Annotated in this window: 19 protein-coding genes and 1 tRNA gene; 10 read left to right on the top strand and 10 right to left on the bottom strand. The window is 66.1% G+C overall.

Features of this window, described 5'->3' with window-relative positions; genetic code table 11:
* Positions 1-543: 543 nt before the first annotated feature.
* The 3 genes from FBF35_RS00260 to FBF35_RS00250 all read right to left on the bottom strand — a co-directional run bounded on the left by FBF35_RS00260 (position 544) and on the right by FBF35_RS00250 (position 3,759).
* Positions 544-627: transfer RNA gene (locus tag FBF35_RS00260), tRNA-Leu, on the bottom strand.
* 124 nt (positions 628-751) lie between these two features.
* Positions 752-1,627, bottom strand: coding sequence for an energy-coupling factor transporter transmembrane component T family protein (locus FBF35_RS00255; RefSeq protein ID WP_187348954.1), 876 nt, complete (start codon positions 1,625-1,627; stop codon positions 752-754).
* Positions 1,624-3,759: a DUF2232 domain-containing protein gene (locus FBF35_RS00250; protein WP_060566089.1), complete on the bottom strand. Its 2,136-nt coding sequence runs from the start codon at positions 3,757-3,759 to the stop codon at positions 1,624-1,626. The genes FBF35_RS00255 and FBF35_RS00250 overlap by 4 nt, the downstream gene beginning before the upstream one ends.
* A gap of 265 nt (positions 3,760-4,024) precedes the next feature.
* Between FBF35_RS00250 and FBF35_RS10585 the strand changes: the two genes are divergently transcribed.
* Positions 4,025-4,777, top strand: a complete 753-nt coding sequence (locus tag FBF35_RS10585; protein WP_241772520.1) for an Ltp family lipoprotein — start codon at positions 4,025-4,027, stop codon at positions 4,775-4,777.
* A gap of 121 nt (positions 4,778-4,898) precedes the next feature.
* Here the strand turns inward: FBF35_RS10585 and FBF35_RS00240 are convergent, their stop codons facing one another.
* On the bottom strand, positions 4,899-5,831 hold the full coding sequence (locus FBF35_RS00240) for a 5'-nucleotidase (RefSeq protein ID WP_060566088.1): 933 nt from the start codon (positions 5,829-5,831) through the stop codon (positions 4,899-4,901).
* A gap of 211 nt (positions 5,832-6,042) precedes the next feature.
* Between FBF35_RS00240 and FBF35_RS00235 the strand changes: the two genes are divergently transcribed.
* The 9 genes from FBF35_RS00235 to FBF35_RS00195 all read left to right on the top strand — a co-directional run bounded on the left by FBF35_RS00235 (position 6,043) and on the right by FBF35_RS00195 (position 14,086).
* The gene (locus tag FBF35_RS00235) at positions 6,043-7,179 is read left to right on the top strand and encodes an ABC transporter substrate-binding protein (protein WP_060566087.1); all 1,137 of its coding nucleotides are present in this window, start codon (positions 6,043-6,045) and stop codon (positions 7,177-7,179) included.
* A gap of 87 nt (positions 7,180-7,266) precedes the next feature.
* Positions 7,267-8,295: a FecCD family ABC transporter permease gene (locus FBF35_RS00230; RefSeq protein ID WP_060566086.1), complete on the top strand. Its 1,029-nt coding sequence runs from the start codon at positions 7,267-7,269 to the stop codon at positions 8,293-8,295.
* Entirely contained in the window at positions 8,292-9,092 is an 801-nt protein-coding gene (locus tag FBF35_RS00225; RefSeq protein WP_060566085.1) for an ABC transporter ATP-binding protein, read from the top strand. Before FBF35_RS00230 ends, FBF35_RS00225 begins: the two co-directional genes overlap by 4 nt.
* Before the next feature lie 199 nt (positions 9,093-9,291).
* Entirely contained in the window at positions 9,292-9,501 is a 210-nt protein-coding gene (locus FBF35_RS00220) for a cold-shock protein (RefSeq protein ID WP_034465339.1), read from the top strand.
* A 334-nt stretch (positions 9,502-9,835) separates the two neighbouring features.
* Complete coding sequence (locus tag FBF35_RS00215) at positions 9,836-10,054, top strand: hypothetical protein (protein WP_034465337.1); 219 nt, start codon at positions 9,836-9,838, stop codon at positions 10,052-10,054.
* A gap of 240 nt (positions 10,055-10,294) precedes the next feature.
* Entirely contained in the window at positions 10,295-10,591 is a 297-nt protein-coding gene (locus FBF35_RS00210; protein ID WP_060566084.1) for a hypothetical protein, read from the top strand.
* A gap of 13 nt (positions 10,592-10,604) precedes the next feature.
* Positions 10,605-11,918: a C2 family cysteine protease gene (locus FBF35_RS00205; RefSeq protein ID WP_060566083.1), complete on the top strand. Its 1,314-nt coding sequence runs from the start codon at positions 10,605-10,607 to the stop codon at positions 11,916-11,918.
* Positions 11,915-12,385 (top strand): hypothetical protein, encoded by a 471-nt coding sequence (locus FBF35_RS00200; protein WP_060566082.1) that lies wholly within the window; start codon positions 11,915-11,917, stop codon positions 12,383-12,385. Before FBF35_RS00205 ends, FBF35_RS00200 begins: the two co-directional genes overlap by 4 nt.
* Positions 12,386-12,523: 138 nt before the next feature.
* Positions 12,524-14,086: a hypothetical protein gene (locus FBF35_RS00195; RefSeq protein WP_060566081.1), complete on the top strand. Its 1,563-nt coding sequence runs from the start codon at positions 12,524-12,526 to the stop codon at positions 14,084-14,086.
* Positions 14,087-14,183: 97 nt separating this feature from the next.
* Here the strand turns inward: FBF35_RS00195 and FBF35_RS00190 are convergent, their stop codons facing one another.
* From FBF35_RS00190 to hemE, 6 genes are read right to left on the bottom strand one after another with little or no spacing between them, the layout of a single operon-like run.
* Positions 14,184-15,569, bottom strand: a complete 1,386-nt coding sequence (locus tag FBF35_RS00190; protein WP_060566080.1) for a glutamate-1-semialdehyde 2,1-aminomutase — start codon at positions 15,567-15,569, stop codon at positions 14,184-14,186.
* 47 nt (positions 15,570-15,616) lie between these two features.
* Positions 15,617-16,648 carry a porphobilinogen synthase gene (hemB, locus tag FBF35_RS00185; protein WP_060566079.1) on the bottom strand — a complete coding sequence of 344 codons (1,032 nt, stop codon included), beginning with the start codon at positions 16,646-16,648 and terminating at the stop codon, positions 15,617-15,619.
* Positions 16,645-17,466 (bottom strand): uroporphyrinogen-III synthase, encoded by an 822-nt coding sequence (locus FBF35_RS00180; protein WP_060566078.1) that lies wholly within the window; start codon positions 17,464-17,466, stop codon positions 16,645-16,647. The genes hemB and FBF35_RS00180 overlap by 4 nt, the downstream gene beginning before the upstream one ends.
* A complete protein-coding gene (hemC, locus tag FBF35_RS00175) occupies positions 17,463-18,497 on the bottom strand; it encodes a hydroxymethylbilane synthase (RefSeq protein ID WP_060566077.1) in 1,035 nt (344 codons plus the stop codon). The genes FBF35_RS00180 and hemC overlap by 4 nt, the downstream gene beginning before the upstream one ends.
* Positions 18,494-19,960 (bottom strand): protoporphyrinogen/coproporphyrinogen oxidase, encoded by a 1,467-nt coding sequence (locus tag FBF35_RS00170; protein WP_060566076.1) that lies wholly within the window; start codon positions 19,958-19,960, stop codon positions 18,494-18,496. Before FBF35_RS00170 ends, hemC begins: the two co-directional genes overlap by 4 nt.
* Positions 19,957-21,054 (bottom strand): uroporphyrinogen decarboxylase, encoded by a 1,098-nt coding sequence (gene hemE, locus FBF35_RS00165; RefSeq protein WP_060566075.1) that lies wholly within the window; start codon positions 21,052-21,054, stop codon positions 19,957-19,959. The genes FBF35_RS00170 and hemE overlap by 4 nt, the downstream gene beginning before the upstream one ends.
* Positions 21,055-21,196: the final 142 nt, after the last annotated feature.

Raw genomic sequence — 21,196 nt, 5'->3', positions numbered from 1 at the left:
AATCGTTGAAATTCCGGGCTTTTCACTCAGTGACGAACTGCAGGTGTCAGGGAATTGCATGCGAAACTGAGGACAGGGAACGCTTCGAGGCACGGGGCCTGGCTGTGGTGCCCACGGGAGCAAGAACATCACCGCCACCCATATTTCGCACGTAATTTATCGCGGTCATTTTTCGAGACACCCCAAAAACGTTGCAATTCCAACGACGCAAATTCAATGTTTGAACAAGCCGCAGGGGAATTACGTGCGAAATTGATGGGCGGTGGCGGGGCCTGGCCGCGGTGCCGGTGGGCGGCGACAGGGTCTGGCCGGGCATCGAGACAACGCACCAAGCGACGCACCAGCAACGCAGGCGCCGCCGGTATGGAGGGTGCCGGAGGGACCGGAGGGCACGGGCGGGCTTCGAGGCGACGCGCCGAGCGAAGCTCGCAGCGCGGACGGCTCGCGGGCGGGCTCTCCGGCGCCCGGAACACCAGCGGGGCCACAAGCCACAACCAGGGAAAACAAAAACCGCAGATCCCGAAAGGATCTGCGGTTTCATCGTGCGCGAGGGGGGAGTTGAACCCCCACTCCATCACTGGAACACGGACCTGAACCGTGCGCGTCTGCCTATTCCGCCACTCGCGCGTACCCAGAAAGAATAGGGGCATCACACCCCCCGCGTCAAATCAGCGCCGTATGACCCAGGGCACAAGATCCCGTACAACCTCGATTAAACCGCACTATTTCGCAGAAAGATGCGACCGGCACACTAGAGCATCAACCTGCACGCAACGATGCCAGCGACACCCAACAGGCTTGCAGCGATCACAGCGACATCCACCCATCCGAGCCGCACGCGCGCCCCACGAGTCGCACCGTCCTGGGACTCGATGGCTCCGCGCATGGACATGGCGCGCCCGGTTTCGGCCGCACCTCGCGAGGTGGCCGACAGGATCGCAGTAATGACGTCGACACTCAGGCGCGCATACCCGCGCAGCGACAGTGTCGCCATGTCCTGACCGAGGCGCAGCTTGGCGGTGTCGAGCACCGCCTGCGCTTGGTCTCGCAGCATCGGCAGGCCTCGCAGGGCGGAGGCCATGACGAGCGACCACTGATCAACCGGCGCCCCCAGGAGCCGCAGCGGCCGCAGGAAGAAACGCAGAGCGGCCGCGAGCGAGGCGGTCGGCGTCACCCACGCGATGAGCCCGGATCCCCACAGGACGACGAGCGCCAGGGTGGAGACGCGTAGGAAGAGCTCGAGGCCATCCCCCAGCCAAGCACCGAGACAGCCGCCAATGAAGCCGGAGACGAACCACATGGGCGGACGCGGTGCAACACCGAGGGGGAGACGGACGACTAGCGAGGCAACGAGGAGGAGGCCTCCCACGATCGCGAGCGTCGACCAGCGCGGCGACAGGATCACGCACGTGGTGAGCACCGTCCAGCAGGCGATAAGTGTGCCGGGCCAGGCGCGCGACAGTGGCGTCGACCAGGGCAGGGGTCGAGGCAGGGTGAAGCCCGCACTGCGCCGCGGCTTGGGGCGCGGGGGCCCTTCGCCGAGGCCGGGAGGGGTCCTTGAGAAGCGGCCCTCGGTGGCACCGCCGCCGGGGCCGGTAGCCCCACAGGCGGAGTGGGGTTCCATCATGAGAGCACCCCCTCGGCGAGGTGTCCGTGGGTGTCGCACAGGGCGTCCATCCCCTCGAGGTCGTGGGAGATGACGAGGATGGACAGGCCGGCGCGCCGGCGCTCGTCCAGGACGGAGATGAGCAGGTCGCGCGAGGCCGCGTCGAGGCCGGCCATGGGCTCGTCGAGGATGAGGACGCTCGGGTGGGAGGCGAGCAGCCCAGCGAGGGCGACGCGGCGCATCTGGCCGCCGGAGAGGTCATCGATGCCGCGCGTCGCCAGGGCCGGGTCAAGGCCGACCAGTTCCATGGCCTCGGCGACGATGCGGTCGCCTTCCTCGCGGCTGATGGCACCCTTGCGATGCACAGATCCGGTGCCAATGCGCGGCCCATGACCGGCGGCGGCGAGGATGTCGGAGCGCACGGAGGGGCGCTGGAGCTGGAGGCGCGCGAATTGCATGGAGAGGGCGACGTCGCCGACGCAGCGCTCCATGGGACGCCCGCCGAGAGTGACCCGCCCCCAGGTGGGAACGAGCAGGCCGGTGAGGACGCGCGAGAGTGTCGTCTTTCCCGATCCGTTGTCCCCGGTGATGAGCATGGCCTGCCCGGGGTCGAGGATCAGGCTGACGTCGCGCAGGACAGGCTTCTCCCAGGGGGTGCCGAGGTCGTAGGTGTGGGCGACGCGGTCGGCCCACAGATGGGCGGCGTTAATGAGCGCAGGCGCGCCCGACACAGACGACACAGTCGGCGCACCGGGAGCGGGGGAACCGAGAGGATCCCCGGCCTCGTCGATGCGAAGCCCGTCCGCGGCGGCGCTCCCCTCCCCCGCGCGTCGGTCCGAGACGATGCGCCCGCTACGAATCGTGACGACTCGGTCGGCGCGCGCGCTTTCGGCGGGGTCGTGGGTGATGTGGACGACGGCGATGCCGCGTGCGGGCAGGGAGGCGAGGAGGTCGAGCATCTCGGCGCGGCCGGCCCGGTCGATCATGGCGGTGGATTCGTCGGAGATGAGCAGGCGCGGGGAGCGCGCGAGCGCGCCCGCGAGCGCGAGGCGCTGAAGCTGCCCGCCGGAGAGCGAGCGCGGGTCGGCGTCGGCGAGGCCTGCGAGGCCGACGCGCTCGAGCAGCTCCTCGAGGTCGAGGCCGGCGATATGCTCCGCGCTCATGCCCCAGGTGATATCTTCGGCGACACTCTGTCCGAGAACAAGGAGTTCGGAGCGCTGTCCCACGAGCGCGGTCCCGCCGACAGCCCCGAGGACGCCGCCACCCTCACGCACGCCAGAGCCGGGTTCGGCGCCCGCGAGGAGGAGGGCCAGGGTGGACTTGCCCGAGCCGTTATGTCCGACGATGACCGTGAATTCAGGCTGCTGGAAGCTGAGGGTGACGCCGCGCAGGGCGGGGTGGTCGGCGCCCGGGTAGGTGAAGTCGACGTCGGTGAGGGTGAGGGGCAAGTGGGACGAGGCCTCGGCCCCTTCACGCGGGTCCACCGAGCGGGCGGACGCATCCAGGAGCGGGTCCCAGCCCGCGTCGAGGGAGATGCGGCTGAGGATCGCACCGAGGAGCCACCGTGCGGCGAGGACCAGGAAGGCGACGCCGATGAAGCGGGTGATGGGGATCCAGATCCACCACCAGTCGACGAACCATTGGCCGAGCTGATGCCCTGCGTCGACGAAGCCGCCGGAGTAGGGGATGTTTCCAATCAGCTTGAGAAAGCCATTGAGGGTCTTTTGGATGCTCTCAAGGCCAAGGGTGCGCAGGTCGGACAGGACCCAGAACGCGACGCCCGTGCCGACGCCCCAGATGACACCGAGGCCGGCGGCGACGCCGCCGACGGGTAGCCAGGAAGCGCGCTTCTTATGGAGGAAGCCAATGATGAGGCCGACGAGGGCGGCCTGGAAGGAGCGGCCGGCGGTGGCGACGCCGCCGACGGCGATGGCAAGGAGGATCGTCGAGGCGAAGGCCGCGACGGCAGCCCGAGGCCGAAGCTTGAGTGAGACCATCGCGAGGGGGACGGCCGTGGCGACCTGGAAGAAGAGCTGGAAGACGGGGGTGACCGCGGCGATGAGGCCGAAGGTGACGGCCAGACCCGAGAGCGCGCCAGCGGTCGCCACCTCAACGGGGGTGAGGCGGCGGGCATCGCGCGCGGATGTGCTCATGTGCCTAGTCTCCCAGGCCCCGCCCACATCTGCGACCGCCGGGCCGGTATCACCCTCCACAATGCAGCGGGTAGCCCACTTGATGCCTGACAAGTCCAAGATTTTAAAGTAATTAGTTGTTGACAAACATGTCCCACATCACTAGGTTTACTCACTAAGTCCACTCGACACAGGAGTCATGATGACAAGCCCAACACCGCAGTACGGCCTCGGAAACAACGCGACAGGCAACGCCCCGAGCGCCCCTCACTCACCTTTTCAGCAGGTGACACCCCCTCAGAGCAAGCCGTTTTACAAAAAGTGGTGGTTCATCGCCATTGCAGTCCTCGTCGGCCTTGTCCTCATCGGCAGCCTGACGAACCCCAAGGGCAAGAACAGCACCAAGGACGCCGAGCCCTCGACAACGTCAACGACAACCGAATCGAGTGCGGACATCACCGTGCCCAACGTCGTCGGCATGCGCGGCGACGAGGCCCGTGCGACGCTCGAAGCACTCGGCAAGGTCGACATCTCCTTCAAGGATGAGTCGGGCAAGAAGATGGTACTCGACGTGACGAACTGGACCGTCACCTCTCAGACCCCCGAGGCGGGAGCAACTCTCAGCAAGGACGCTAAGGTCACGCTTTTCGTCCACCACGACACGGACGACGCCAAGCCGACAGACAATCCGACGACCGAAGCGCCATCGACGACCGATCCCAAGAAGGACGACGTTCCGCGCGACCACCGCAAGGCGCTGAAGTCCGCAGAGAACTACTCGAAGACGCTTCACATGTCGAAGCAGGGAATCTACGACCAGCTCACCAGCGAGTTTGAGGGATTCTCCCCCGAGGCAGCCCAGTACGCGATCGACAACATCCAGGCCGACTGGAACGCGAACGCCCTCGCCAAGGCCAAGGAATACGAAAAGACGCTCAACATGTCCGATGAGGCAATTCGCGAGCAGCTCGTCAGCGAGTACGGCGAGAAGTTCACTCAGGAAGAGGCCGACTACGCGGTCGCCCACCTGGACGACTGACTCGGATTTTCCGCAACAAGACATCTGAGACACAAGTGGGGCGGGGGTTGCACGTGCGTGCAACCCCCGCCCCACTTTCACCGGCACCCTCAACAATGGAAGCCACAACGACCACCAACACCTACTCCCTGTTGATTTCTCCGAAGGGGATATGGACACTCGGGGTGGAGAGGGCAGCACCTTCCACATGGCGGCGCTGATCGTCGAAGAAGATGTGCGGCTGCAGCACCTCCAGCATGGGCCCCTTCGGGAGGCCTCCCAGGAAGAAAGCATCGTTGACGCGCAGGCCCCACTGCCGGATCGAGTTGATTGCACGCTCATGGGCGGGGGCACTGCGCGCCGTCACGACGGCGACGCGGACCCGACGCCGGTATCCCTGCGGATCATCCACACTTTTTGAGTCCTCAAGACCCTGAATTCTGTTGATTTTCTCCAGAAAATCGGCCATCGGCCCGCGGTCGAGAGGCACCTCGGCCAGGGCACTCTCATTCTCCTGATACTCCTCGAGGCCCCCACTCTGGAACACGCGCTCGGCCGAATCATCAGCCAGCACACCGTCGAAGTCGAAGGCGATGCGCAGATCCGTGTCCCCATCGTCCGGTACGGCGTGCCCGACGACGTGGCCCGCCGCAAATCCCAGGCTGATCGCCTCTCGCACGTCGGCCTCGTTCGCGGAGAGGAACAGCGACATGCGCAGTGGCTTCATGAAGCGATACGGGGCACGGCCCTGCATGAAGATCGCGCGCGTGATGTCCAAGCCGTGACTCGCGACGGAACGCATGACCCGCATCCCGGTCTCCGGGTCATTACGTGAGAGGATGACGACCTCCACCAGCCGCTCCCGATCCGACAGGTCATTCAGGTCGAGGAGGCGCCGAATGAAGGGGAACGCGACACCCGGTTCGAGCACCTCATCGAGATGTTCGCGCTGATACTCCCGATACCGCTCCTCCCCCTGCTCGCGGAACACCGCGTCGGACTCTTCCAGGTCAAACAGGGCACTGGACGCAACCCCAATGACGAGGGCGCGCTCCAGATCGAGCTCCACAGCCATGATGCTCCTTCCGCACACTTCAACCTATCGACGCCAGGATAAAAACGAGCGTGCTCATCTGCGTCCGAGAAACACGCACATCGACGCCGCCAAAACCTCTGCACGACCCCCAGGAAAATACACCGTGTCATAATGCCGCACTCCGCCTTGTGAGGAACACCTAATTTTGTGTAGCATCTCCCTCGTAATCCCAAAAACACGAGAGGACCCAATGAAAACCCGCCTCGCCACCCTGACCGCGATCCTGGCCACCGCCACCCTGGCCCTCACCGCCTGCGCGGGCAGCTCCGGCTCCACCACCACCCAATCGGAGGCGACCACCCAGGAGGCCTCGGCCTCGTCGACGCGCACGATCACCGACCACGCAGGCAACGAGGTCGTCCTGCCCGAGAAGATCACCCGCGTCGCCATCGACCAGATCCCGATCGAATCCACTTACCTGGCCTACTTCGACGGCAAGGCCCCCTACCTGGTGGGCATGAGCGCCGCCCGCGTCAAGGCCATGAGCCAGACGATCGCCGCCGAGATGGCGCCCGAAATGATGCAGGTGGACACCAGCTACTACGACAAGGGCGAGCTCAACGCCGAGGCCCTCCTGAACCTGAACGTCGACGTCGTCTTCTACAACGCCTTCAACAAGGAACACGGCGAAATGTTCCGCAAGGCTGGCATCCCGGCCGTCGGCTTCACGACCCTGGGCAACCCCTCGGAGACCTACGCGGAGTGGATGGAGCTCCTTGAGGACGTCTTCAACGAGGATGGCCACATGGCCGACAAGATCGCGCTCGGCAAGGATCTGGTCGCCGACGCCCGCGCGCGCACCGCGAAGGTCCCCGAGGACCAGAAGGTCTCGACGATGGTCCTCATGGGCGCGGCCGACGGCCAGCTCGCGGTTGCGGGCGGCAAGGACGGCTGGTTCACCAACGAATGGGCCGACTCGCTGAACTACACGAACGTCACGCGCGACACCGACACTTCGCACACGCCCGTCACCTTCGAGCAGGTCCTCACGTGGGACCCCCAGGTCCTCCTCGTCACCGGCAAGGGCATGTCGAACATGACGGCGAACACCGTCCTGACGAACTCGGTCGAGGGCGTGGACCTGTCCACCCTCAGCTCCGTGAAGTCCGGCCGCGTCTACTCCACCGGCCTGGGCATGTGGAACTGGTTCACCCCCAACCCGGATTCCCCGATCGTGGCGAACTGGATCGGCGCGTCCCTGTACCCGGAGCAGTTCTCCGACGTTGACCTCGTGTCGATGACGAAGGACTACTACCAGAAGATGTACAACTTCACGCTCACGGACGAGCAGGCCCAGCGCATCGTCAACCCGGACTCCGCGTCCTGATACCTGGCCCCGGCCTCGTCTCCCCTATCGACGAGGCCGGGGTCCCTTGTGCGCTTTACTCCCGGCGCGCGTCGGGGAGAGGACATCATGAAGTCTGTACTGACCAGGAACGGGCGGCTGCGCGTGTGGGTGGTCCCCACGCTGATCGCCCTCATCGTCGTGTGCGCGGCGGCAGCCATGCTGATCGGCCGTTTTTCCGTGTCCCTGGAGGACGTGGTTGCGGCGCTGCGCGCGAGGTTCTGGGGTGGCCCGGCGGTGCCCCCGCGGGTCAACTCCGTCGTGTTTGACCTGCGGGCGCCGCGCATCATCGTGGCAATCCTGATCGGCGGTGGCCTGTCGGTTGCCGGCGCCTCGTTCCAGTCTCTCTTCTCCAATCCCCTGGCCACTCCGGACACGTTGGGTGTCGCGGCGGGCACGTGCGTCGGCGCCGTCATCGCCCTGCTGCTGGATTGGAACCTGATCGGCGTGCAGGCTGCGGCGCTCGTCGCAGGCCTGGGGACGATGGCGTTTACGACGGCGATTTCGCGCACGCGCACGGGTTCTTTCAACGTCATCACGCTCGTGCTCGGCGGCGTCATCGTATCCGCCCTGGCGAACGCGGTCCTCTCGCTCCTCAAGCTCACCGCCGACCCCACGAGCCAGCTCCCCGAGATCACCTACTGGCTGATGGGCTCCCTTGCCGCGGTCACCTACCACCAGATCGCGCTGGGCGCCCCCTTCATCATCGCGGGCGTCGTCGTCATCGTGGCACTGCGCTGGCAGCTCAACATCCTCTCCCTGTCTGAGGACGAGGCCCGCTCAGCAGGCGTCAACGTCTCCCTCATGCGCGCCATCCTCATCGTCGCCTCGACGGTCATCACGGCCTCGGTCATTTCAATGTGCGGCCAGGTCGGCTGGGTCGGCCTGCTCGTGCCACACTGCGCGCGCATGCTGTGCGGGCAGAACAACCGAGCGGTCATCCCCGTCTCGCTGCTACTCGGGTCGGCGCTCATGATCGTCATCGACACCCTCGCGCGCTCCCTGTCGGCCTCGGAAATTCCCATTTCGATCCTGACGGCCATCATCGGTGCACCCTTCTTTATCGTGCTGCTGCGTCGGACGGGGGGAGCGCGATGATCAGCGTCGAAAACGCGACCTTCACCTATCCGGGCGCACCCTCCCCGATCCTGACGAACGTGTCCTTCGAAGTGCCCGAGCGCTCACTCCTAGCGATCCTGGGGCCCAACGGCGCCGGCAAGACGACGCTGCTGCGCACCATGATCGGCCTGCAGAAATGGGACAGCGGGCGCACGCTCATCGACGGCACCCCCATTTCGTCGATGTCGACCCGGGCGCTGGGCCGCGTCCTGTCCTACGTGCCGCAGGCCCGCAACGCATCCAACGTGGCGCTCACCGGCCTCGAGATGGTGATGGTCGGGCGAGCCCCGCACATGCGCACCCTCGCCCAGCCCGGCGCGCGCGAGGAGCGCATGGCCCGCGACGTCCTCGACGAGGTGGGCGCCTCCCACCTGGCCGAGATGCCCTGCGCAACCATGTCGGGCGGCCAGTTCCAGATGATCCTCATCGCCCGCGCCCTCGTCGCCGACCCGCGCGTCCTCGTGCTCGACGAGCCGGAAACCGGCCTCGACTTCCGCAACCAGCTAATCGTCCTGGGACTCCTCGAGCGCCTCGTGAGGGACCGAGGCCTCGCCATCATCATGAACACGCACTACCCGGCGCACGCCCTGCGCGTCGCCGACCAGGTCGCGCTCTTCTCCTCCACTCACGAGGCCGTGGTCGGCCCCGCGTCCTCCGTCATGAACGCGGACACCCTCGCGAGCGTCTTCGGGGTGGACGTGGCGATCGGCAACGTCGCCTTCGAGGGAGAGGACGTGCAGGCGATCGTTCCGGTTCGACTAAGTGGAGATAAGTAGCGTCGTCACGCGGAAAACTTCTTCGTCACGATTGTGCAGGTCAGCCACATTTTCGCCGCGAGTGCGGTACCGTATAACTGTGATTCCGCACGCCCAGTCCGGGGGGCATCGATGCCGGGCCGGGGCAACGGGACCATGTCGACTCCGCAGACGGGGCCGAACGGTGCCCCAGCGTTGGGGCGAACACGAAGGAGGGCCCATGGCTACCGGGACCATCAAGTGGTTCAACGACGCCAAAGGCTTCGGATTCATCACTCCTGATGACGAATCCGGCGACGTCTTCGTGCACTATTCAAACATCATCGGCCAATCTGGGCGCCGCACTCTTCTAGAGGGCGAGAAGGTCGAATATGAGGCGATTGAAGGACCAAAGGGCCTCCAAGCTGTGAATGTGGCACGAGCCGAGTGACACTGTGTGCCCGGGTGGAGTCCCCACTCGGGCACACTTGCACGAAGTGATATGTTCTCTACTAATCTTCACGCATGTCTTTTTCGTTGACAAAACAATGCTTTAACAGCTTTTTACGATGCCTGTGCCATGCCTTACAAGGGCTTGTGCGGTATAGACCGAGCGGTGGAATCCGCGTAGAATTGTGACTGCACCAAGGGGGGCGACCACGAGTCAGCCCCCTTTTTTGATGCCGTCGCCCACCCGGGCGGCACGGACCAACAGGTTCACAAACACGCTGGCGTGCGGGGCGCGCTTCGTGCTTCCGCGCGAAGACACTCATAAGGAGAACCCCATGAACCAGATCGTCAAGGCTGAAACCGCCCCCACCATGTCCCAGGCCACCGCCTCGGCTTCCGTTCTCATCGCCCTGATCGTTGTTCTCGCGGGCCTCGGCGTGTTCGCTGCCCTTCAGGTCGCTTCCGTCGCATCGGTCGTCTTCGCGATCGTCATCGCTCTGACCGCCCTGATCGTTTCCCCCGCTCTTCTCTCGATCGCTCGCACTCGCGCCTGAGCTTATGCGGGGCGCGTGAACGACACGCGCCCCACCCCCGCCAGCGTGACACCACGAAGGTGTCACGCTTTTTCGTTGCTTTCTTGCACCCCTCTGACACTCGTAGCACCTCCTCCCTTCCCCCGGTCTGAGCACCTCCGCTCGGGCGCCGTCGCCCACCATGGCCCGATGAGGAGATTTGCATATTGTGCTCTCCCCCACTAAAGTCCGTCTGTTAAGCACAACATCAAGGAGGATGTCATGAGCGATTTTCAGATGAATCCCGTGGATGTCCAAGAGGCATCAGTACTTATGAGCCGCTTGGCCGACAGAATGTCCGACTTGGAGCTCACCAAGTCCGACGATTCCTTCGACTGCGGAGACGCCGTCGTGCAGGAAGCACTGGCCTACTTCGTCTCCATGTACAACAAGCGCGGCCAAACGACGCGAAAATGGCTCAATGGATGCTCCGACAGCCTACATACCACCGCACAAGCATCCGCAGACACCGACGATGAAGCGGCAGAGTTCTTCGCGGCACTTCGAGCCAAGCTGTAGGAATGAGGGAATTATGTCAACACGGTTTTCACAGCGTTTCCCAGAAGTAACGGGAGACCTTGGTGCAATTTGGTCGAGCCAAAACGAAATCAGAAATCGCAGGCGAGATATTCGCGATTTGGGCACTAGCCTCACCGACGCTATCAGCACATGCGGAGATTGGAGAGGACTCGCTAGAGAGGCCTTTAACGACAGCGCACGAGCGGAACAAAAAGAGATAAGCATTTGGGAAGACGGCTGCCTCCAGGCTGCCGACGCTCTGAAGAGCTACTACTTTATCCTGGAGTCGGTCATCAGAATAGTCAACAACATCCGCGCCCAAGCAGACGAATTGTGGGAGCAATTCCAAGCAATGTCCCCAGAAACCAGATCAAGTCAACACGCTGAGATTGAGGGCGTACTAGCTTATCTCCAGAAATCCTATGACGATGCGAAACATATCCTATCAGAAGGAGCATTGAGCACGGCCGCTTTTCTCAGGGAGGCCTTGTATTTCACACCAGAGGATATTCATGAGGAAACATCAAATGGCGTCAAGAACACGCTCGATTATGGGGATACTCGCTCCCTGACATATACAGAACTGGAGGAAATCCTTGCCCGACAAGCTGACCCTTCTTCCTCTCTTTTTGACATCGATCAGGGCCGCATTGGCGATTGCCACTTACTCGCCTCACTAAACGCTTACAACCAGACCAAGAAAGGACGCGAACATCTCGCAAAGATGATCACTCCTCTTTTCGACTCCAATGAACAATGTATCGGCTTCTTTGTCACTCTGCCTGGATATGATGGCGGCTACCAACGCGTCTTCGTGCAGGATGTCCTCGTTCACGGCAATGGAAACGATACACAGGCGGACATCGCTTCCATCTTCGAAAAGGCCTTCGTTCAGTCGCACATGGGGGGAACGCAAGGAAAGTTCCCCTCGTGGGGAGCATCAGGAAGCTTCAGCGCTTGGACAATGAAAGACATCTCCGGTGAGAACGCCACACCGACTTTTAGGGGTGGACTTGATCGAGGCGCCATGAAAGAAGCTGCTGTCAACGGCATCAAAGCGGAGAGACCCGTTGTCGCAGAATCCAGTATATTCACACATGACACGACCGTCACCACCCCCGACGGGGCTCACGAGAAAATTAAGATTGTCTCCCAACATGCATATACGGTGATTGGAGCAGACGAGAACGGCGTCACCCTCATCAACCCGTGGGGCCTTAACAATCGCAGCATTAAAGGCACAGGAGACACTGGAGCAACCTTCACGATGAGCTGGGAAGATTTCTACGCAAACTTTGGCGATGTCACCGTTGGGCGTATCCCATGAGCAACAGACCCGCACGCGTCCGCGCCATCGTTGTAGCTGTCCTCGTCCTGGCGTTCGTCATCCCCTGGACCTACGCACACATCGCCTACGCCTGGCCCTGGAAAGAAAAATCCACAGGCGAAGCCTGCACCGGCAACTACTACCTCACCCCATACGACAAGCAACGATCCATGAAATTGGGAACCATCCCCGATGGACGCGCCGTCTACATCAGCATCTCCGGAGAAGTCTCCAAGGGACGCCAGCTCGGTTCCTTCGGCCTGTCAGCACGCACCGACAAAGAACACTACGAATTCCTCGGAGGCGCTGTGGATCTCCACCGCGGCGACAGCACCACCATCGAGGGGGTCGGCACCTTCACCCTCAAGGAAGCCCACTCAGACATCGTCTGGTTCACCCCCAACCCAGGGAAAGCAACATTCTGCTTTGACCCAGACCCCGCGTTCACTGTCCGCAGCTATCCATAAGAAACTCACGGACGACATCACCTATCGGTCGCTCCGGTCAGTCTCACCGCCCCATCGCGCTGTCACACCGTCACTTGCCAATGTATTTCAAAAGTGAAATACTGCGACGTTCACTCCCATCGGTGAAAGGTAACAACGATGTCCACCCCGAACTACGGCGGCCAGCCCGGCCCCAACGGTCAGTTCCAGGGGCAGGTGCCCCAGCCCGGCGCCTACAACCCCCAGTACCAGGGACAGGCCCCCCAGCCCGGCGCCTACAACCCCCAGTACCAGGGACAGGCCCCCCAGCCCGGCGCCTACAACCCCCAGTACCAGGGACAGGCCCCCCAGCCCGGCGCCTACAACCCCCAGTACCAGGGGCAGGCTCCCCAGCAGGGCGCAAAGAAGAGCCGCGGCAAGATGGCGGCCATCATCTCGGTGATTGTCGTTGCCGTTCTCGTCATCATCGGTGGTGGCGCCTTCGCGCTCACCCGCATGGTTGGCGGCGGTTACAAGAGCCCCGAGGCCCTGGCTGAGGGAATCGATTCCGCTTTCTCAAAGAACTCCCTCGTGTCGCTGGCGGGCGCACTGTCCCCCTCCGAGATCACGGCGGCCACCGCCTGGCAGAAGGATTACAAGGCCAACGGCGGCGCTAACTGGTCAAAGGTGATGGATGCGCAGGCCCTCAAGGACTACATCGACCAGATCGAGATCAAGAATTCCGATATGGAGTACACGGTCGACAGCAAGTCCGATCAGCTGGCGCTCATCACCATTACCAAGTGGGACGGTGACATCCAGGTCAAGCCCGAGCTGGCCGACAAGATCCGCGAGCACTACAAGGAAGCCAAGGGTTCTGACCTGACGGCGAACGAGTCGAAAGTCTTCGACGATATGAAGGAGAGGATCGAGAAGAACCCGACCACCTCCGGCAACGTCCTGACGAACTTCCCCAACAACAAGCTGACGCTCGTCTCCGTCCAGGAAGACGGAAAGTGGTACTTGTCCGGCTACATGACGGCAGCTGAACAGTACCTGGGCACGGGCTCGGGCCAGCCGAACTACTCTGCGAAGTTCTCCGACGTCAAGGGAGCCTCCTCGCCCGAGGAAGCGGTGTCGGGCATGGTCGACGCCCTGCGTAACGGCGCGAGCCTGGGCAGCGAAGAGGTCTACCGCTACCTTGACCTACCCGAGCGTCGCGTTGCCGCGGTCTACGGCGGCTCCGGCTCGACCGGTGGCGTCGGCGACAGCATCCAGGTGAACTGGGGACTGACGTCCACGAAGGTGAGCGGTGGAGCTGTCGTCAACTTCGGCACGACGTCCATCACCTTCGATGGCAACTACAAAGTTGAGTTCAATAACGACACTGTGACCTACAGCTACGCCGACTCTGGCTCCAGCTACAACTCTCGATACACGAGCTCCAAGCCCCAGAGCCAGACCGTCCGATTCACGGAGGGCCTCGTCAACCCCGAGCGCCTCGGCATTTTCGCGGTGCAGGATAACACCGGCTGGCACGTGTCTTTCATCAGCACGGTCGGTAACCTGAACCTGCTGGAGGCGACGGATGCCGCGGTCAACGAGGCTGTCAACGGCATGAGCGGCTTCGCGGGATCCAGCGCCGACGTCTCGGCCGATGAAATGCGTGACATGGCAACGACCAACAAGCCGGTCGGCGCCATGCTGGTCATCGTGTGGAACTTCATGAAGAGCTCCAACTGACGCATCACCGCGTCTAACCGCGCATATCGAGGGGTGGGAATCCAGCAAGGGTTCCCACCCCTCCTCGTTGCCAGCACGGGCTACGCGACGCGGTCGATCACTCGGGCTGAGCCGCAGCGGCCGCCTGCGCGGCCGCCGGAGCTGCGGCGGCGATAGCCTCCAGCTCCGCCTCACCGTGAGCGCCGGACACGAACCACACCTCGTACACCGAGGGCGGCAGGGCCACACCCGAGGACAGGAACGAGTGGAAGAAGGGGGCGTAGCGCCACGCCTCCTGGGCGCGCGCCTGGTCGTAGTCGTACACGCCCGAGGTGGCCGCGGCCTCGCCGAACATGACAGAGAACAGGGATCCCGTGCGCTGGACGCGGTGCGCGACGCCGGCAGCGCTAAGCGCATCCGACACGATCGTGCTGATCTCCTGCGCGGAGGCATTGACACGGTCGTACACGCCCTGATCAGCCAGTTCGAGGGTGCGCAGGCCGGCGACCGTGGCCAGGGGGTTGCCCGAAAGCGTGCCCGCCTGGTAGACGGGGCCCAGGGGGGCCAGCAGGTCCATGACGTCCGCACGCCCGGCAACGGCCGCCAGGGGCATGCCGCCGCCCACGACCTTGCCGAAGGTCACCAGGTCGGGCACCCAGTCGGCGCCCTCCACGCAGGACGCGTCGACGAAGCCGGCGCTGTAGCGGCCCGAGGGCGCGCCTTCGACCCACCCGGCCACGGCCTCGAGGCCCCACCAGCCGGCGGGATCAACGCGGAAGCCGGTGAGGACCTCATCGAGGATCATGAGCGCGCCGTGCGCGGTGCACAGGCGGCGGATCTCGCGGTTCCACCCGGGGTGGGGCGGGACCGTGCCCATGTTGGCGGGGGCACCCTCGAAGATGACGGCGGCAATACTGCCACCCACCTGCTCGAAGCACGCGCGCAGGGCGTCAACATCGTTGTAGGGCAAGACAATGGTCTGGGCAGTGATGGCCTCGGGAACGCCGGCCGACCCGGGTAGGCCGCCGGTGGCGACGCCCGACCCGGCGGCGGCGAGCAGGCCGTCGGAATGGCCGTGGTAATTGCCGGCGAATTTCACGATGAGGTCGCGTCCGGTGGCGCCGCGCGCCAGGCGGATCGCCGTCATCGTCGCCTCAGTGCCCGTCGACACGAAGCGGACGCGCTGCGCGAAGGGCACGCGCTCGCGCACGGCGCTAGCCAGCAGCGTCTCAGTTTCGGTGGGTGCACCGAAGGACAGGCCGCGCGAGGCCGCCTCCTGGACGGCTGCGACCACCGCGGGGTGCGCGTGGCCGAGCAGCGCCGGACCCCACGACCCGACCAGGTCCACGTAGGAGCGCCCCTCAACATCGGTGACGCGTGCGCCGCTCGCGCTCGCGATGAAGCGCGGGGTGCCGCCGACGCCGCCGAAGGCGCGCACGGGCGAGTCGACGCCGCCGGGGATGACGGCCTTTGCTTGGGAGAATGCGGTTTCGTTAGTGGTCACGGCTACCTTCACAGAAGAAAACGGGGTTGTTGGTATGGTACGCGCGCTCAGCGGGCCCGGCGGGCGACCTCGAGGGCCCAGTAGGTGAGGACGGAGTCGGCACCCGCGCGGAAGATGCCGGTGAGGGACTCGTCGATGACGCGGGTGCGGTCGATCCACCCATTGGCGGCGGCGGCCTCGACCATCGCATACTCGCCTGACACCTGATAGGCGGCGACGGGAATGTCGGAGGCGGCGGCCACGTCGGCCAGCACGTCGAGGTAGGGGCCGGCGGGCTTGACCATGAGCATGTCGGCTCCCTCAGCAGCGTCAAGCAGCGCCTCGAAAAGGCCCTCGCGCCGGTTCGCGGGGTCCTGCTGGTAGGTGCGGCGGTCGCCCTTGAGGGTGGAACCGACGGCCTCGCGGAAGGGCCCGAAGTAGGCGGACGCGTACTTCGCGGAGTAGGCGAGGATGGCGACATCCGCGTGTCCCGCCTGGTCGAGGGCGGCGCGGATCGCGGCGACCTGGCCGTCCATCATGCCCGAGGGCGACACCATGTGTGCGCCCGCGCGCGCCTGGGAAATCGCCATCGCCTGGTAGAGAGGCAGGGTCGCGTCGTTGTCGACGCCTCCCTCGGAATCGAGGAGGCCGCAGTGCCCGTGGTCGGTGAACTCGTCCAGGCAGGTGTCCGCGCACACGACGAGCGCGTCGCCGACCTCGGCGCGCACGGCGGCGAGGCCGCGGTTGAGGATCCCGTCCTCCGCCCACGCCTGGGAGCCGATCGCGTCGCGGCGAGCGGGCACGCCGAACAGGTCGATGGCGCCCACGCCCGCTTCGGCGGCCTCGGCTGCGGCCCGGCGCAGCGAGTCGATCGTGTGCTGGTACTGGCCCGGCATTGCGGCGATCTCGCGGGGTTCGTCGATGTCGTCGCGCACGAAGACGGGCCAGATGAGCTTGGCGGGGTCGACGTGGGTTTCGCGCACGAGCGCGCGCATCGCGGGGGTCGAGCGCAGGCGGCGTGGGCGGATCGTCGGGATCGGGGAGGAGTCCACCCCGGCCTCGGCGAGGTAGGAGGTAACGGATTCGGGGACGGTGGTCATGAGTCTCTTTCTTCGGGTGCGTCGGCGTGGGCGGGGCGGGCGAGGGCGTCGATGAGGGCGCGGACGATGGCATCGGGTGTGGGGGACGAGGCCTGGGCCGCGACCGCGATCCCCTGCCGCCTGACGGTGGCTGCGGTGGGTGCGCCGATGGTCACGACCCGGGTTGTGGGGGGCGGCAGGCCGAGGAGCGGGGGGAGGGCGCGCGCCTGGGAGGAGGCGGTGAGGACCGCCGCGTCGTAGCGCCCCGCGCGAAAATTCCCCGCGATATCGGCGTCAATATCGTCGGCGCCCGCGGGAGTGGTGGTGTAGGCGTCGACGGCCTCGACACTCCAGCCAAGGGCGCGTAGCCCGTCCGGCAGCGTATCGGGCGCTGCCGCCGACCGGGGGATGAGGACCGAGCGCGCATCAGCCGACGGGGCGGGGAAGCACTCGAGCAGAGCGGCGGCGGATCCGGCCCCGGTCAGGTCGGCGCTCACGCCCGCGTGGTCACTGACCCATTGGGCCGTGGCCTCGCCGACGGCGGCGATACGCGTGCCGAGCGAGCGTGCTCGCGGAAGGGCATCCGCAACGGCCCGCGCGGCCCTCCAGGAGGAGAAGACGACCCACGCGTATCCGCCGTCAGCGAGCCGTGCGCGCGCCGCGTCGAGCTGTGCGGAATCCAGCGGCGTCGAGACGGTGAGGGCGAGAGCATCCACCTGGGCCCCGGCGAGGCGCAGGACGCGCGCGATGGCGTCATCGGACTTGGCGCGGGTCAGGAGGATCCGCCGCCCGGTCAACTCCGCGTTCACGGAGGGTGCACTCGCGTGGGGCTCGTTCACGAGGATTGCCTCGGCGCTTTCGTCGCTCCCAGGTCGGTGACCTCGGCCGCGCCCCGCGCGAGCAGCTGGCGCGCCACATCCTCGCCGAGGTGGGCGGCGTCGCCGCGACCAACCGAGTCCGTGAGCGGGAGCGCGCCACTCGCCTCGACCCGCTCGCGCCCGTCGACACTCATCACGCGCGCGTCGAGCAGGAGGGCCGAGGAGGCCTCGTCCACACGGGCGAACGCACCCACGGGAGCCGCGCACCCCGCACCCAGGGCGGAGAGGACAGCCCGCTCGGCGCTGGCCGCGAGCGCGGTCGGCCGATGGTGAAGGGTGCCCAGGAGGACGCGCAGGAGGGGGTCCTCCTCGTCGGGCGTTTCGATGGCGAGGGCACCCTGCGAGGGGGCGGGCATCATGACGGTGGGGTCGAGCACGTCGGTGGCGTGGGCGTCGAGGCCGATGCGCCGCAGCCCGGCGAGGGCGAGGACGACCGCGTCGAGGCGCTCACCCGTGCCGAGGGCGGAGGGCGCGGTGCCCGCGTCGGCGCCCAGGTCGATGCCGCGCACGCGCGAGAGCCTCGTGGGGACGTTGCCGCGCAGGTCGCAGACGTGCAGGTCGGGGCGCGCGGCGAGCACCTGGGCGGCGCGCCTGGGTGAGCCCGTGCCGACGAGCGCGCCCTCCGGCAGGGATGCCAGTGTCGCCCCGTCGGCCGCGCACAGGGCGTCGCGGGGGTCTTCGCGCTGCGGGACGGCCGCGATGCGCAGGCCCGGCGTGGGGGCGGTGGGCAGGTCTTTGTAGGAGTGGACGGCCAGGTCGCATTCTCCCCCAAGGAGGGTGAGCCGCAGCTGCGCGGCGAACACGCCGACGCCTCCGAGCGCTGCCAGGGGCGCCGCCGACACGTCACCGTGCGTGCGCACGACCTCCAGATTGACGCGCACGTCCTCGCCGAGGCGAGCCCCGGCCTCTTCGATCGCCCGCGCGACGGTGGTGGATTGGGCGAGCGCCAGGCGCGATCCCCTGGTTCCCAGAACGAACGTCCGCGTGGTCATAACAGTCCTTTCGCGCCCGCGCGGGCATGTGTGACGACGGAGGCGATGCCGGTTCCAGCGACCCATGCACCCGTGAGGGCCACGCCCCCCAGGGGACGCACCTGTTCCTCGAGCGCGCCAACGCGGCCGCGATACTCGGGCGGCAGGGGCGGGAGCGTGCCGTTCCAGCGGGCGAGGAGGTGGTCAGTGACGGCCTCGGCGGCGATGGTGACGCCGGTGAGCGTGCGGATATCGCGCAGGGCCCCCTCGACGGTGACGGCGGGTTCGGCCTCGCCGAGGCGCCCGTAGGACAGGCGCAGCAGGTGCGTTTGGGGCGGGAGTTGGTCGGCGAGCCAGGGCCACTTGACGTTGAGGTGGGACAGGGCCTTGGCCTCTACCGGCCGCTCGCCGGCGGGCGCGGGGGCGACCAGGAGGCCCTGGGAGACGGGCGCATCATCCAGCTCGGGGGCGCGCACGGCCAGGGTGAGGCGCGCGATGGGCGCACCCTCGGGAACGCTCACATCGGGGACGAGGCCGGGGATGCGCGCCTCGGTCAGCAGGCGCAGGGCGGCGCTGGCGCTGCATGCGAGCACGAGGCGCTCCGTCGTGACGCTCACGCCCGGCCCGTTCGGCACGGGTTCAGCTCCGGGGGTGGGCCCGGGCTTGGTCGGCCCGCACTCGAGGGTCCATCCCGTGGCCTCACGCCTCAGTGAGAACGCGCCCGCGCGGGTCAGGACGGTTCCCCCGGCCGCTTCGATAGCAGCCCTCAGCGCGTCGACGAGGACGAACATGCCGCCCTCGACGCAGGCTTCGGGGGTGCGGCGCGATCCGGCGGCGGCCAGACGTGCCGCGACCGCAGCGGCCAGGGATCCGTGACGGGCAGTCTCGGCGCGCAGGCCGGGAGCGACCGCGTCGGTCGCCAGCACGGAAGGATCGGCAGTGTAGATGCCCGCGATGATCGGCCGCACCGAGCGCTCCAGCACAGCCTCCCCCATGCGCGCAGCCACGAAACCGGCCAGAGTCTCCCCGGCCTCGTCCATGCCGACGCCGGCGCCCATCGAGCGGTCGTCGAGGGCGCGGCTCACCCCGGCCTCGCCGAGCACGTGAGCACAGTCAGGCGCGTCCGGGTGGGCCGGGATTCCCAGGAACGAGTCGCGCAGGAAGGGGCGCAGCTCCCAGCCGCCGCGCAGGGCGGGGGCATAGAGGCGGGCACCCGATCCGGCGGGCTCGACCGAGGTCAGCCCCAGGGCCTCCACGATCGAGGAGGTGTCGGTGCCACGCACAACGTATGTTTCCGCGCCCAGGTCCACGCTCGCTCCGCCAACCGTGCCCCGGGCGATGAGGCCGCCCAGGTAGCCGCGCGCCTCGATCAGGAGGGGACGCACGCCCGCGCGGGCCAGTTCCCACGCACTCACGAGGCCGGCGATGCCACCGCCGACGACGACCGCGCCGGGGTGGGCGGGGATGGCCTCCAGGGGGTTCATCGTTCGTCACCCAGCTCGTGCACCAGCTCCACGATGCGCGTCAGCACGTCGGGGTCGGTCGTGGGTGGTACGCCGTGCCCAAGGTTGAAGACGTGCCCGGGGGCGGAGCGTCCGGCGTCGAGAATATCTCGAACAGCCTGTTCGATAACGTGCCACGGAGCCTGAAGCAGCGCGGGGTCCAAATTTCCCTGCACGGCCTTCCCGGGCACCTGCTCAATAGCCCACGACAGGTCCGTCTTCCAGTCCACGCCCACGCAGTCAGCACCGACCTCGGCCATGTCGGACAAGATCGGCGCGCTGCCCGTCCCGAAGTGGATGAGCGGAGCGCGCTCACCGGTCACCGGGCTAACGGCGCCGGCGACGCGCTGCGCAACCAAGCGCGAATACGGCGCGACGGATTCCCTATAGGTACGAGGCGAGAGAGACCCCACCCACGAGTCGAAGAGCTGCGCGGCGCTGGCACCAGCCTCGATCTGAGCGGTAATAAAGTCGGCGCTCACCCGCGCACACCAGGTCATGAGAGCATCCCACGCGCCCGGGTCCGACGCCGCGAGCGCGCGCGCAGCCATGTGATCGCGCGAGGGACGCCCCTCAACCATGTACGCGGCCAGGGTGAAGGGGGCGCCGCCGAATCCGATGAGCGGCGTGGAGCCCAGCTCGCGCACCGCCGTTGCGACGCCGTCGCGCACGGACTGGGCACCCTCGGCACAGTCGCACGCACGCCCGGTGGAATCCGTCCAGGACCCCTCCCCGTAACGATGACTCAGCAGCTCGTCGATACTCTCGCGCGTGCGATAGGGATGATCGAGGACCGGGCCAACCCCCGGCTCAATCTCGACACCCACCCCGGCCAGGCGCAGAGGGACCATGATGTCCGAAAAGAAGATGCCCGCGTCCACGCCGTGGCGCCGCACGGGCTGCACCGTTGCCTCGGCGGCCACGTCGGGGCGCAGGCAGGCCTCGAGCATGGGCAGGCCAACGTCGGCGCGCAGCTCACGGTACTCAGGCAGGGAGCGTCCGGCCTGACGCATGAACCACACGGGGGTGGGCCCGCGTTGCCCGGTCAGGGCGGCGATCAGCGGGGGCGTCGTCATGTATCTCCCTTAATTTAATGATGTTTTCATGCGTTAATTCGCGCATTTCCGTCGTTTTCCAGTTTAGTTCAAGACAATTTCTCACACGTCGCAAATGCTTGGATTTACGTGCCTTTACATCCATTTATCCGCGGGAGAACGC

It is taken from the genome of Schaalia odontolytica (assembly GCF_005696695.1).
GTDB lineage: Bacteria > Actinomycetota > Actinomycetes > Actinomycetales > Actinomycetaceae > Pauljensenia > Pauljensenia odontolytica_C.
This window is presented reverse-complemented; position numbering and strand designations above follow the sequence as displayed.